Annotated in this window: 8 protein-coding genes; 6 read left to right on the top strand and 2 right to left on the bottom strand. The window is 36.8% G+C overall.

The genetic code is table 11. The features are described 5' to 3' along the window. Positions 1-100: 100 nt before the first annotated feature. Positions 101-2,191, top strand: coding sequence for a beta-propeller domain-containing protein (locus tag MOK21_RS22485; RefSeq protein WP_249076175.1), 2,091 nt, complete (start codon positions 101-103; stop codon positions 2,189-2,191). 269 nt (positions 2,192-2,460) lie between these two features. On the opposite strand, the gene MOK21_RS22480 is transcribed toward MOK21_RS22485, so the two are convergent. Next, on the bottom strand, positions 2,461-3,867 hold the full coding sequence (locus MOK21_RS22480) for a polysaccharide deacetylase family protein (RefSeq protein WP_249076174.1): 1,407 nt from the start codon (positions 3,865-3,867) through the stop codon (positions 2,461-2,463). Between the two features lie 258 nt (positions 3,868-4,125). On the opposite strand from MOK21_RS22480, the gene MOK21_RS22475 reads away from it, so the two are divergent. Together MOK21_RS22475 and MOK21_RS22470 are read left to right on the top strand one after the other, a co-directional pair. Further along, on the top strand, positions 4,126-4,878 hold the full coding sequence (locus MOK21_RS22475; RefSeq protein WP_249076173.1) for a threonine/serine exporter family protein: 753 nt from the start codon (positions 4,126-4,128) through the stop codon (positions 4,876-4,878). A 12-nt stretch (positions 4,879-4,890) separates the two neighbouring features. Beyond that, a complete protein-coding gene (locus MOK21_RS22470) occupies positions 4,891-5,358 on the top strand; it encodes a threonine/serine exporter family protein (protein WP_249076172.1) in 468 nt (155 codons plus the stop codon). A gap of 222 nt (positions 5,359-5,580) precedes the next feature. On the opposite strand, the gene MOK21_RS22465 is transcribed toward MOK21_RS22470, so the two are convergent. Then, entirely contained in the window at positions 5,581-7,602 is a 2,022-nt protein-coding gene (locus MOK21_RS22465; protein WP_249076171.1) for a GGDEF domain-containing phosphodiesterase, read from the bottom strand. Positions 7,603-8,585: 983 nt separating this feature from the next. Between MOK21_RS22465 and MOK21_RS22460 the strand changes: the two genes are divergently transcribed. The 3 genes from MOK21_RS22460 to MOK21_RS22450 all read left to right on the top strand — a co-directional run bounded on the left by MOK21_RS22460 (position 8,586) and on the right by MOK21_RS22450 (position 13,438). Then, complete coding sequence (locus MOK21_RS22460; RefSeq protein WP_249076170.1) at positions 8,586-10,307, top strand: ABC transporter ATP-binding protein; 1,722 nt, start codon at positions 8,586-8,588, stop codon at positions 10,305-10,307. Continuing rightward, positions 10,307-12,139 (top strand): ABC transporter ATP-binding protein, encoded by a 1,833-nt coding sequence (locus tag MOK21_RS22455; RefSeq protein ID WP_249076196.1) that lies wholly within the window; start codon positions 10,307-10,309, stop codon positions 12,137-12,139. Before MOK21_RS22460 ends, MOK21_RS22455 begins: the two co-directional genes overlap by 1 nt. Positions 12,140-12,571: 432 nt before the next feature. Beyond that, positions 12,572-13,438, top strand: a complete 867-nt coding sequence (locus MOK21_RS22450; RefSeq protein ID WP_249076169.1) for a GNAT family N-acetyltransferase — start codon at positions 12,572-12,574, stop codon at positions 13,436-13,438. Positions 13,439-14,146 lie beyond the last annotated feature (708 nt).

Below are 14,146 nucleotides of genomic sequence, written 5' to 3'. Positions count from 1 at the left end.
TTACTTCCTCTCGTTTTTTGCTAAAAAATTTGGAATATTGTAACTTTCCTGTTATTTGGTAGTCTAATTGATAAACAAGTTTATGAAAGGGAGGAAAATAATGAGAAATAAGCGGTTGGCAATTTTACTCATCGCAGTACTAGCTATTTTGCCAGGAATTATTGTGCTGGTCCCGACCCCTAAAGTAGAGGCGCAAACTAAGAGTGTGAGTACGACTACCCATAGCTGGCAAGTATCCTTTACGGAGGAACTAAAAGAAAACAAAGTAGTGGAAGGTAATGTTTACGTAACAAATAGCAAAAATCAAAAGGTAACAGCAACAGTAACATTGGAGAAAGATAAAAAGACAATACTCGTAAGTGATTTAGCACCTGGAAGCTATAAATTACATGTGAAGAAAGAAGCGTTTGTATTAGATGGACCTAAAACAACATCGCAAGTAATAGCATTTACCATTATTGAAAAGCTTGAAGCTGTAAAATCAGAAAAAGAACTTCAACAATATTTCGAAACACTTTTAGCTAACTCACAAAAAGGACTTAATGAGGCAACTGTAGAAATTGCAAAGAGTGAAGACAAAGCGAGTGCAGATAACTCCTCAACAACGAATAATCAAGTCGAAGGAGTCGAAGAAGGAGATATTGTAGTTGTTAAAGATGGCTTTATTTATGCAGTAAAAGATCAGGGCATTACGGTAGTAGATGCTAAAGATCCGAAAAATTTAAAGTTAGCAACAACAATCAAGCTAAAGGAATCACAATATATTTCGAAGCTAGCATTATATAATAATTTATTAATAGTGATTGGGGATGAATATTTAGAGAAAGTAGGCACGAGTATGTCGATAGCTACTTTGTATGATATTTCAAACCCAAAGAATCCGAAACTCATACGTAAAGTAGGGCAAGAGGGATATTTAAACGATATTCGAATTACAGATGATACATTATATTTAATCGGTAATATGTATCCGAATTATTGGATGCTTAGAGAGCAAAAAACGCTGGATTTAAAACCGAAAACATTTGATAGTGTAGAAGGAAATGAGTACAAAAATTTACCTCTAGAGAAAATCTCTATTTTACCAAATACAATGGATGGATCCTATAGCTTAATTACAGCGGTGGATTTAAAAAATGGTGCAAAGACAACGGCGAACACTAAGGGATACTTAGGTGGTAGTAGTGGACTTTATATGTCGGAGAATGCACTTTATTTAACAACACCAATTTATGATGGAAATCTACTACCTTCTGTTGGTCGCATGACGGATATGATTTGGATGCCAAGAACAACTAATACACAAGTTTTTAAATGGAATTTTGATGGAACTACCATGAATTTTGTAGGTACTACGGAAGTAAAAGGAACAGTGTTAAATCAATATTCAATGGATGAGTATGAAGGTAATTTCCGAATCGTTACAACTGAAGGAAATGCGTGGGATGAACAAAAAATATCACGAAACCACCTATTTATTTTAGATGGAAATTTACAAGAGCTCGGTGCAGTAAAAGATTTAGCTCCTGGTGAAAAAGTGTATGCTGCACGCTTTATGGGCGAAAAAGCATATGTGGTAACATTTAAGCAAGTGGATCCGCTGTTTGTTATTGATGTAGCAAATCCGAAAAAGCCAACTGTGCTAGGTGAGCTGAAAATTCCAGGCTTTAGTAACTATTTGCATCCACTAGACGATACACATTTAATCGGTATTGGCTATGATACCGAGCAACGCTATAATGCATATTCGAAGCGTAATTTGACGGTCACAACTAATATGAAAATGTCATTGTTTGATGTTTCAGATTTCAAAAATCCAAAGGAACAATCAACAGTAAAAATCGGTGGAGAAGGCTCGTACTCCGAAGTTCAAAACAATCCTAAAGCGCTATTCCGCAATAAGGAATACAATTATTTTGGTTTCCCAGTTGTCCTGTATGATGCAGGGAAGGGTGATGAAATCGTCTACAAAGGTCAAGGTGCACAAATCTATGAAATCACTGCTGATAAAGGAATCGTCCTAAAAGGAAATATTGTTAATAAAAGCACTGGCGATCAGTATGAAAATTGGGAGCAGCGTGTACAGCGAGTAGTCTATATAGATGACACTCTTTACACAGTAGCTAACAATGAAGTAAAGAGCTATCAGCTAAAAGACTTCAAACCACTTGATACATTAACGATCAAATAAAAAGAAAGTCCAATAAACTCAAGTTAGCGTTTATTGGACTTTTCATGTTGTTTTCAGGAGTTATCGCCCAACTTTTATAGTTTATTGACCAACTTTCACGTTTTATCGCCCAACTTTCACGTTTTATCGCCCAACTTTTAAATTTTATCTACCAACTTTCGCGTTTTATCACCTAACTTTTAATTTTTATCGACATCTACCTTCAAAAGAGCAAAAAGGATTCACACACAAAACTGTGCGTGAATCCTTTTACTTTATTATGTGGTTAGTTATTTTTGACGATATGGAAGGATTTCCGATACTGTCACGAATTCATAGCCTTGCCCTTGTAAATAAGCAAGTACGGAATCAAGACCATCTGCAGTCGATTGGTGAATATCATGCATTAAGACAATGGCATTGTTGTGTAAATTGTTTTTGACATTAGGTAGTAATTGTTGCGCATTGCGATGCTTCCAATCTAATGTATCGATCGACCATAAAACAACAGGAATAGGAATTTGCGCGTTAATCGAATCGTTTGTTGCTCCGTATGGAGGTCTAAATACAGTTGGCTTTTGATTAATTGCCTTCTCTATTTCCGCTACTGTAGATGTGTATTGATTTACTGCCGATTCGAGTGACAATTTTGTTAATACTGGATGGTTCCATGAATGGTTACCTATTTCATGTCCCCGTGCAAGTACGTCTCTTGCGATCTCAGGGTAATATTGTACACGACTACCAAGCATAAAGAAGGTAGCTTTTGCATGATACTTATCGAGCGTATCTAAAATCTGTTCTGTAACCTTTGGATGTGGGCCATCATCAAAAGTTAAGGCAATACGTTTTTTGTTTGGATCTCCAATATCGGCTGGTTTTACCGGCTTTTTCATGGCAATCTGGAAATCAGAGGCTAACAATGGATTGATAAGGGATAGGGGAAGCTTCACAATTTGTGGACCAGCTGCTCCGTTAGCAATCTCATACTTATCAAAATAGAATTGTAGCGAATTATCAACGATAGCAAAGCGATTGAAGTTAGACCACTTTGGTTCAGTCGACTTTATTAAATCCTCCTTGAAAAGGTCATCCTTTAACTTGAGATTTTGTTGTAAGTCATTACGTACATGAGTAGCTAATGCCGATAAGCTGTTTTCATCGTTGTTTAACAATGTTTTAATGGAGATTTGTTTATCAGTTTCACTATTGATGAAGAATGTTTTTGTTGAAATCTCGGGATTAGCTCCGCCTGTATACAACATTTTTGTTAATACAAAAGAATAGTAATGTTTTTGATATGGGAAAGTTTCCAAGCTAATATTAAGCTCACCCATTACCTCTTTATCTTTATTTTCGTTCATAGCTGACAGATAGCTTTCTTTTGACTCTGTTATGTACTTTAATACAGCATCGTTAAAAGTTTTATTATCTGTTTCCGGATAATGAATAGCAAAAGGTGTTCGCTTATCATTAGATACATCTGTTACAATACGTATACCCGGAAACGCAGAGCTTTCTGTGGAGATATTACTCTTTATTGAATCAGCAGTTGACTCTTTAGAGGCACTAATTTTTTGAAACTTAAAGTCATCCTTTGATAGGATAATGACTAAAATAATAGTCGTTAATGTAATGATAAGGCCGATTAATAGGAAATCAATCATTGGGCCGCGTCTTTTTCTGCGTTCCGGCATTTTGATGGATACGCTCCTTCCTTGTGTATTTTTCTATACTTCTTATAAAATCAGACGTGTTAGTCCTTGAAAAAGTTATATGAATCTATGAAGTTCTGCTATCAATTTATGGGAAACCCGTCTTCAAGAATAAAAGCTTACCATCTTCAGTATATGAAAGCCAAAGTACTTTGGTTAAAAGTTAAATTTTTAGTTGAGTTTTTATTTGCAGTTCGATACTATTGGCAAGGAACCTTTTAAAGGAGGCAGATAACTGCAATGGTTTTACATGAAGTGGATAATGAATTTACGATTGACTGCTTATTGCTTGCAGGGCGAATTATGATTGAAAGTGGTGCAGAAACATACCGTGTGGAAGATACAATGTTACGCATGGCACATTCTCAAAATATGCTGGATGCGCAATGTTATGCCACACCTACAGGGATCATTTTTTCGTTAGGCAAGACACAGCCGACGAGAATTACATCGATTTCCAATAGGGTAACAGATTTACAAAAAATAGCCTTGGTAAATTCAGTATCTCGGAGACTCACATCTCACATGATAACATTAGAACAAGCTTATGACGAGCTAAAGTCGATACAAAAAACAAATTATTTTTTACCAACATATATTCAAGTCATAGCAGCGGCTCTTGCGAGTGGTTGTTTCCTTATAATGTTTAAGGGGGGATGGTCTGATTTCCTTTTTGCCTGTTTAGCAGGAGGATTAGGCTTCCTAGTACTTTTATTGATAAATGATTTAACAAAAGTGAAATTTTTCTCAGAATTTACAGCTTCATTAGTAGTAGGATCGATTGCTGTCTTTACAGTGAAATACGGCCATGGTACAGAAATAGATAAGATTGTTATTAGCTCCGTTATGCCACTAGTACCAGGTATTTTGATTACGAATGCAGTTCGGGATTTAATAGCAGGTCATTTTATGTCAGGGATGGCGAAGGGCGTAGAGGCCTTTTTAACAGCTTTTGCAATCGGCGCAGCTATTGCCGTTACCCTATCGTTTTAGGAGGCAGACGACATGGACTATATCACACAGTTGATTCTTAGCTTTTTTGCGACGGCGGGTATCGCAATTATTTTTAATGTACCTAGAAAAACCTTAATATATTGTGGCTTTGTTGGAGTAATAGGCTGGATGATTTACTTCGTCCTAGCAGAGCATGGCATGGATATAGTATATGCCTCATTCTTTAGCTCTTTCGTTATTGCTATCGTTGCCCATTTGTATGCTCGACGCTTCAAAATGCCAATGATTATTTTTATTGTTGGCGGTATTATCCCACTAGTCCCGGGTGGGATGGCTTATAATGCAATGAGAAATATTGTAGAAGATGATTATATACAAGGGCTACAGTATGGATTGAAAGCATTTTTAGTAACAGGTGCCATCGTTATAGGACTTGTATTCGCAGAGGTTCTTATACAGCTCATTTTCCGTTCTGTACGTAGCAGTAAGGCGACAATCCGAAAAGTTTATAAGAAATAAGACGCTACATCGTGAGTTTGGCGGATGGAATAAATGTAAGGAAGGAGGTTATATTCAAATGTAACCTCTTTTATAATGTAAAAAAATTTTCGCACATAAGTGGAGGTTGGACGCCCCGGAGAAGCGCTCAGCCGGAACGGAAATCCAGCCAAAGAGCCAAAATATTTTTTTAACTACAAAAAGGAGGTAACGTTTTAAACGTAGCCTCCTTTTTTAAATGAACTATTTAACTAGTAGTGCTTCAATCTCTTCAGCAGAAACTGGTTTACTAATATAGTAACCTTGAATCGCATCACAGCCATAAGAAATCAATAGGTCTGCTTGTTCAGCCGTTTCGACACCTTCTGCTACAACTTTAAGTTCCATAGATTTTCCGAGTTGCACCATACCGTTCATTAGCTTTTGGGTTTTTTCAGATTTTAATAAAGAACTTGTAAATGCCTTATCGATTTTCAATGTATCTATCGGTAGAATTTGCATATATCTAAATGAACCATACCCGGTACCGAAATCATCTAGTATAAAGGCAATGCCTTCATTTTCAAGTTTACGCATTTGCTGTGTGATAAAGGTAGCAGCTTCTGCTTCAAGGGCAAATTTCTCGGTAATTTCGATTTGAATTAGGCTTGCAGGACAGCCGGTTTTTGCCAAAGTTCCAAGGATTGACTTTGCCATGTTTTTATCACGGAATTCGCGTACAGAAGAGTTAATGGATACTTTTAAATCAAGGCCAGCTTTTTTCCAGATTAGTGCCTGTTCACAAGCTTTTTCTAGCATAAAGGAGCCGATATTATTAATAAGACCAGTTTCCTCAGCAATTGGAATAAGCTCATCTGGTGAAACAACGCCTATTACTTCATCTTCCCAACGAACCAGTGCTTCTACAGCTGTGATTTTACCTGTGTTAACATCAATTTGCGGCTGATAGAGAACCTTTAGATTTTTTTGGTCAAGAGCCTGAAGTAAACGTTTTTCAATTAAAGCTTTACGATTCAATGCCTTATGTGTTGCTTTGGATAATGAGACGATTCTATCGCCACCTGCTTCACGGACAGTTGTAATAGTAGCAATGGAAGCTTTCATTAGTTGGGAGAATGTAGTTTGATCCTCTGGATAACGTGTAATTCCGCCACTAATAGAAATAGGGACAGCAACATTACTGCTATAAATTGGATGCTGTTGTAAATAAGACAGGAAGCCTTGAATAAACCATTCACTTAATGGTGTAATCACGACAAAATCATTTTCGTTAATACGTGCCATGGTGCTATCTTGGAAATACATTTTTATACGATTTGTAAACTCTACAATAAGACTTTGATCGATTTGCTGATCATGTAACTCTTTTAATGTATAAAATTTATCAATACTTAAATAGACAAAAGAAAAGTTTCTTTCTTCCTCAATCATAGTGGAAATCACTTTTTCGAGTCGATGTGCATTCATAAGACCCGTTTCTGTATCGATATAAGCGATTTTTTCAAGCTGGTGTTGTATTGTCTTGGATTTCGTAATATCCTTTTCTATTAAAAAAAATTGTTGCTCGTTTGTTTCGATATTAAATGTTGGGATAGCTGTTAGTAGCACCCAATAAGACTGACCTGTTTTTGTGATTTTTTCTACTTCACCTTGCCACGTTTGGCCACTGTTTAAATTCCGCCAGATGGTATTCGTGATTTTTTCACTTTCTTTATTATCAGGGAATAGCTGCCAAAACGTTTTACCAATAACGCGTTTTGGTGTCCATTGACTAGTTTTTAGAAATTCAGCATTACATTCTAAAATGAACCCATCATGATCAAGGGTTACAGTCATAAATGTCGAGTCTAATCCCTGTTTTAAGTCTACTAGAGTGCTACTACTAGAAACAGAGCTAATCATTAGCTCTGGTAGCATAAACATCATAAGAATGAAATGCTCTCCTTGTTCAGTAAATGGTTTTGCTAGTAGCGCTGTTGTAATTTCTTCATTTGTATACGTTTTCAGTTGAATTTGATTGATATACGTACTGTCATCATTTTGTAAAATGGCTTGAAAGGTTTCTAATGAAAGCTGACGTAGTAAATTTTCATGAATGAATAAAGTGGTATGTTCTTTAATAGTAGTAACTGAAAAACCAAATAGCTGTTCAGCAAGCTTTCCCAAATTTATCACTTGTCCATCTTGATTCATGACAATAGCAGGAAAAGGAAGTGAATTTAAATAATGTTCATCGATCGTAAATGATTTATGCATATGACTCATGATTATTCGATCTCCTTGAGTAATCTATATATACTATTATTATAGTTAATTATCAGGAATTAGTCATTATGAATATGATTGTAAATATTTGATAATGAAAAGTTTTGGGACTTTTCTAGCGAAAAATAAGGAAAGAATTGAAGAAATATACCATTTTTTAGTATATATATAGGGAGCAAGAATTGTATAGAAAGGTTAAAAAGAATAGTATTTTATCGTCTCGGTACGATGTTATGGGGAGCAACCAAGCCTTTAATAGAGTGGTTTCTCCACCATGCGCTATAGAGAGGTTCCTTTATGGTAACAATTCGTGTATTGCTTGCAGATATATGATTATTTACATATTGATTGTTATCTGGCAAAAGATTTTTTCGGCAGTTGAAAACAAAAACTATGTTTCTAGCACCGCTAGTTGTTGTTGCTTATGTCTCTCTTAGTTTATAGAAATTGCAACCGAAATATCAAGTGATAGGGATTATTGGTACACCTATAGGTCTTTTCCTCCTACTAACGAACGCTTCATTTGACTATTTTTTAGTTAGTAGCAAAGCCTTATTTAGGAATTGCTTTGGTCTATTTGCTTTTTGCACATTGTTTCTTGCACATTCGATAAAAGAATCGGATGTACTTACTGGTGAGACTAGTATTGTTTCTAGACCGCTGACGGCCATAGTTATTTCAGTTATCATATTTGATACATCGCTAGGTTTTTGGCAATAAGTAGGTGTGTTTGTTATGCTTGCTTGTGTAATGGCTTTCTATAGGTGAGGAGAAAGCATAAAAATACTATCTGCGCAGGAGTTCTTTACTATGTTTGAATTTTATGGAACTCCTTGCCTTCTTTCAGAGGGTGCCCCAACACCTGTACCTGACGCTGCGTTAGCACTGCGCTTTCGTTCAAAACACATTTTGCAGGTCAACACACAAAGCTGATTCCGGACGAATTTAGCAGAGACATAATTGATTGAGAAGAGGGGGAGAGTATGAAAGAAATTTTTTCCTATGTAAAGCCTTATAAATGGACTGCATTGATCGCGTTTTGTTTAATGCTGTTGGAATTGTTTGTTGAGCTCGCTCAGCCACTTATTATGGCTAAAATTATAGATGATGGCGTACGAGCTCAAAATCAAGAGATGATTTGGCAATGGGGCATTGTTTTACTTTGCTTATCTTTCGTAGCCTTTATAGCTGGTGTTGTAAATTCGTATTTTTCATCGCACACAGCACAGAGTTTTTCTTATGATTTACGAAATGCGTTGTTTGAAAAAATACAATCCTTTACATTAGCTACTTATCAGAAATTCTCAACAGCTTCTCTTATTACACGGTTAACGAATGATGTGACGCAAGTTCAGACGGTGCTGTTTATGAGTTTACGTATTATGCTTCGTGCACCTCTTGCTGTTATCGGCAGCATCGTTATGGCTTTTATTGTAAATGCTAAATTAGCGTTGTTTTTAGTTATTGGCGCACCCATTATTTTTATTTTTCTTATTTTCATGGTGGCAAAAGGCGTGTCTTATTTTGGACTTGTGCAAAAGAGAGTTGATCGTTTGAATCGTGTCCTACAGGAAAATTTACAGGCTATTCGATTAGTGAAAGCTTATTTACGCGGTACATATGAATCCTCTCGTTTTGATGAAGTTGCCTCACGTTTAAAAATAGATACTGTAAAGGCGTTACGTACAATGGAGTATATTATGCCTGTACTATTATTCATCATGAATATGAGTCTATTAGCAGTACTGTGGTTTGGAACAAAACAAATAGCTTCAGGTACAACACCGCTTGGAGATGTTGTTGCTATTGTCAATTATGCAATGCGTATGACAGGCTCGTTTTCGATGTTTGCCTTTATTATTATTTTTTATGCGCGCGCAAAAGCCTCAGCAGAGCGTATGGCAGAAGTCCTTTCAACTGAGAATGAGATTGAGCTCACATCATCTTCAGAGAAAACGTCTAAAGGCTTGAATTTTGGAGAATTAGCTTTTGAGCATGTTAGCTTTACTTATCCTGGAGGAGATACTCCTGTACTATCCAATGTAAGCTTCCGAGTGAAATCTGGTGAAAAGCTTGCCATTATGGGGGCAACAGGTGCGGGGAAATCAACGCTGTTACAGCTTATTCCACGCTTCTACGAAGTGACAGAAGGTAAAATAGTAGTAGAGGGGAAAGATGTACAGCAATGGGATTTACAAGAACTGCGAGAAATCATCGGCTATGTTCCACAACAATCTTTATTATTTACAGGAAGCATTGCTGATAATGTTCGCTGGGGTGATGCAGAGGCTGACATGGATGCAGTGCTACAGGCTACAATGCAAGCGCAAATCCATGCTTCTGTGGAGGATTTCCCGAATGGTTATGAGACAAGAGTCGGTCAGAAGGGCGTCAATCTTTCAGGTGGTCAAAAACAAAGATTATCTATTGCAAGGGCGTTACTAAGAAAAGGGCATATCTTAATGCTAGATGATAGTACAAGTGCGCTTGATGTTAAAACGGAGCAGGCATTATGGGAGGCATTGAGTGAGGAACAAGCGACAATGCTAGTGGTCACTCAAAAAATTCGGACAGCTAAAGGGGCAAGTCGCATTTTACTTATTGATGCAGGAAAAGCAGTCGCATACGGGACACATGAAGAGCTTTTGCAAACGTCAGAGCTCTATAAAAAAATTGCAATCTCCCAACAGGAGGTAGAGGAATGATGGGATTTTTCCAAAAACCTTTTGGCTATGAGCCGATTTTAACGAAAGATGATTTAAAGCAAGCTGTTAAGAAAAAGAAGGGACCTCGTGCGACAGATTGGAAAAGTACACTACTTCGTTTATGGAAAATCGTTGATGAACAACGTGTACTACTCATTATTGTGCTGTTACTTGTCTTGGCGAGTTCCATTTTGGCTCTTCTTGGACCGTATTTAATCGGAAAAATGATTGACATGTATGTAACACATGGAGAGCTTGCAGGACTAGAGAAGGGGATTGTGCTGTTAATCGGCATTTATGCTCTATTAGCAGTATCATTATTTTTGCAAAACTTTTGGATGATTGGTATTGCCCAACAAACCATTTATAGATTACGAACGAGTGTATTTGCTCATTTCCAAAGACTTCCGATTGCCTTTTTTGATCGTCGGCAGCATGGAGAGTTAATGAGTAGGATGACGAATGATATTGAAGCAGTTAGTTCAACATTAAATAGTTCCTTTATCCAAGTGTTTTCTAGTGTCATAACGCTTACAGGAACAGTGATCATCATGCTAAGTTTAAGCCCTTTACTAACGGTATTAACGATGACAATTATACCGATTATGTTTTGGGCGATGCGTTGGATTACACGAAGAACCGCACCATTATTTAAGGAACAGCAAGCAGCCATAGGAGCTCTGAATGGCATGATTGAAGAAACGATTTCGGGCCAAAGAATTGTGAAAGCTTTCTCACAAGAGGAACGCATGAAAGGGGAGTTTCGCGAAAAAAGCTTACGATTAAAAAGTACTGGTTTTTGGGCACAGACATACTCTGGTTATATTCCGAAGGTCATGAACTTTTTAAATAATATGAGCTTTACAATTGTGGCAGGTATTGGCGGTGTACTGGCTTTTTATGGACATGTGTCAATTGGAGTAATTGTTATTTTTACAGAATACGCAAGACAATTTACACGACCGTTAAATGATTTGGCCAATCAATTTAATACCGTGCTGTCAGCGGTTGCTGGTGCTGAGCGTGTATTTACATTACTAGATGAACAGCCCGAAGAGGAAGTGGCTTTAGCACAAAAACATAAGCTATTAGGACAGGTAAGCTTTCAACATGTGTACTTTAAATATGAGCAAGCAGAAAAAGCTTACACTTTGAAGGACGTTAATTTTAACGTAGAGCCCGGACAAATGGTAGCTCTTGTTGGGGCAACTGGAGCAGGGAAAACAACAATCTTACAGCTTATTGCAAGATTTTATGAAGTATCAAAGGGTGAGGTCTTATTTGATGGTGTTAATGTTCAGCAAATAGAACGACAAGCGTTGCGCTCGCAAATGGCCTTTGTGTTACAGGATCCGTTTTTATTTGAAGCATCTGTACGTGAAAATATTCGTTACGGTCGATTAAATGCTAGCGATGAAGAGATAGAGGAAGCGGCGAAGCGTGCAAATGCACATGACTTTATTATGACGCTAAAGGATGGCTATGACACAGTACTAGTCGCAGATGGCGGTGGAATTTCGCAAGGTCAAAAGCAGTTATTGTCAATAGCACGAGCCTTGATTGCAGATCCTAAAATTCTGTTGTTGGATGAGGCAACAAGTAGTATTGATACCGTTACGGAGCTTACGATTCAAGAGGCTCTTGATGTGTTAATGCAAGGACGCACAAGTTTTGTTATTGCTCACCGTTTAAATACAGTGCATAATGCTGATATTGTTCTTGTTATGCACAAAGGTGAGTTAGTTGAAGCGGGTCCTCAACAAAAATTAATGGAGTCCGGTGGCATCTATGCGCAGATGTTGCAATCTTCATCCCATCATCTTGAGGAGTAATATGAAAGTAACGATGTAGGTGTAAGTCACATTTCTCAAACATAAGAAAGAGCGATTTCATATTGGAATTGCTCTTTTTTAGTTGGAATCTATTATTTTAATTCAATTTAAATGTAATCCGTCTGTAAAAATAGTATAATTATGGATAATGCCAGTAGGTAGTGAGTGACAATTGACATATCAAATACTTTAAAAATCCCTAACGTTATGGTGATAGGGATTCAATAAAATTGTGTAGTAGGATGGATTTTTATCTGTTAATTATAGTAACTTTCGGTCATTATAACCGTCAAAAATCATATAGAACCTTTTAATTTCACTATAATTAAGTGGAATTGTTAATATTTAGAAGTGGTTAGTGTATTTTGTTGCCAGCTTATTTTCTTTCTTGCTACAATGGGGCAATAGTCTAATACAAGAACGGAGTAAATGATGAATATTTCAGTGATGACAGTGTCTTTTCCGTTAGACGGGGAAACATTAAATGAATTAAAATTATTGTGTGAAGAAGCGACCACACATGATTATCGTGTATATGAAACTGCTATGGGTTTGCCTATGGCGAGCTCCTTTGAATCGAAGGGCTTTATGGTCCTTGCTTATGAGGACGATAAAGATGTATTAGTAGGTGCAGCTAGTGCAATAGATTTAATGGGGCTGCATACTTATGAATGGTCTTTAGTTGTAACACCTCCATACCGTCAAATGGGAATTGGAACCGCTTTAGTGGATGCTTTACAGGTCGGCCTCGAAGAGCGTGGGGCAGAAGGGCAATTGGCGGTAGTAATAGATGGCACACCTTTTGGGCACACATTTATTGAAAAGAAGGGCTTTGCATATAGCTTTTCAGAGGCCACTTTAGAAACAAGAGCAGAGTCAGTAGAATTAAAGAATGATATCGAAATCATCCCTTATGAAGGTCAACAGGCAGAACTGATTGCCATTTATAGTGCAGCTTTTGGAGACTTACCTGAAGAGTCTGAGGAGTTAATCGCTTTTAACACATCAACGACTGGAAGAAAGCTTTGGGTAGCGCGTAAGGACGGAGAAATTGTTGGAACAGTGACAACTGCTCAAGAAAATGAAATTCAGTGGGTAACAGCATTGGCAGTGCATCCAAACTGTGAGGGGCAAGGAATTGGTACTGCGATGCTTTCATTTTCCAAAGATTATGCAAGCAAAATTGGTGCGAAATTTGTCATGCTGGATGTTGAAATTGACAATCGAAAGGCGCTTTCTGTTTATGAGAAGGCAGGCTTTATGAAGGCTCAACAAATAGACTATTATGTAAAACAATAAGTGAAGAGTGAGGGATGTGCTTATGCATCGTTCCTTGCTTCTTTATGTTTAGTATGGGTTCAAACACTAGAGATAAGGAAGTGGTGAATTTTTCAGTTAATACAATGTCTCATAAAACAGAAACAAAACCCAAATCTCATTTTATTAGTGACGTTGCTTATAATGTCTGCAAGTTGATAGTAGACCGTCTAAGTGCTTTATTACAAGCGGCATAATCAATGTAAGTTTCTATAATAGTAGCAGTTGAAAAAATATAATTTATGAAATTGATTTAATAGAGATTAATAACAATAAGACATAAATGATCTTCAGATTGTGAGTTTTATATTAGATTGTTTTCTTAATCATTATATAGGAAGTTTCTTGACGGAGTGAAAAACTATTAATATTTTTTAAGAAAAAGTGTTGACCTTTTAAAATTATGAGTGTAATATAGTACAAGTCGCTAAGATAACTAATGACGAAACAATAAAAAATAAAAATAGTTGTTGACATCAAGTTGGTAGCGTGATATTATATAAGAGTTGCTGTTGAGAAAACAGTGACGAAATGAACCTTGAAAACTGAACAAGCAAAACGTAATCAATAAAGTTTTCAGTAACTAACTTTGAGTTAGTGAACGAAACAAAATTTTGGACATCAAACATGATGCCAGCAAAACAATTTGAGCTAATCAAATTTCTTTTTATGGAGAGTTTGATCCTGGCT

It is taken from the genome of Lysinibacillus sp. BPa_S21, assembly GCF_023337795.1.
Taxonomy (GTDB): domain Bacteria; phylum Bacillota; class Bacilli; order Bacillales_A; family Planococcaceae; genus Lysinibacillus.
Note: the sequence above shows the minus strand (reverse complement) of the source record. Positions and strands in the feature narration are given on the sequence as shown.

What these genes read in the sequence shown, in the direction of transcription:
- MOK21_RS22485 (WP_249076175.1), top strand. Translation starts at nt 101, where the DNA reads ATGAGAAATAAGCGGTTGGCAATTTTACTCATCGCAGTACTAGCTATT.
- MOK21_RS22480 (WP_249076174.1), bottom strand. Translation starts at nt 3,867, where the DNA reads ATGCCGGAACGCAGAAAAAGACGCGGCCCAATGATTGATTTCCTATTA.
- MOK21_RS22475 (WP_249076173.1), top strand. Translation starts at nt 4,126, where the DNA reads ATGGTTTTACATGAAGTGGATAATGAATTTACGATTGACTGCTTATTG.
- MOK21_RS22470 (WP_249076172.1), top strand. Translation starts at nt 4,891, where the DNA reads ATGGACTATATCACACAGTTGATTCTTAGCTTTTTTGCGACGGCGGGT.
- MOK21_RS22465 (WP_249076171.1), bottom strand. Translation starts at nt 7,602, where the DNA reads ATGAGTCATATGCATAAATCATTTACGATCGATGAACATTATTTAAAT.
- MOK21_RS22460 (WP_249076170.1), top strand. Translation starts at nt 8,586, where the DNA reads ATGAAAGAAATTTTTTCCTATGTAAAGCCTTATAAATGGACTGCATTG.
- MOK21_RS22455 (WP_249076196.1), top strand. Translation starts at nt 10,307, where the DNA reads ATGGGATTTTTCCAAAAACCTTTTGGCTATGAGCCGATTTTAACGAAA.
- MOK21_RS22450 (WP_249076169.1), top strand. Translation starts at nt 12,572, where the DNA reads ATGAATATTTCAGTGATGACAGTGTCTTTTCCGTTAGACGGGGAAACA.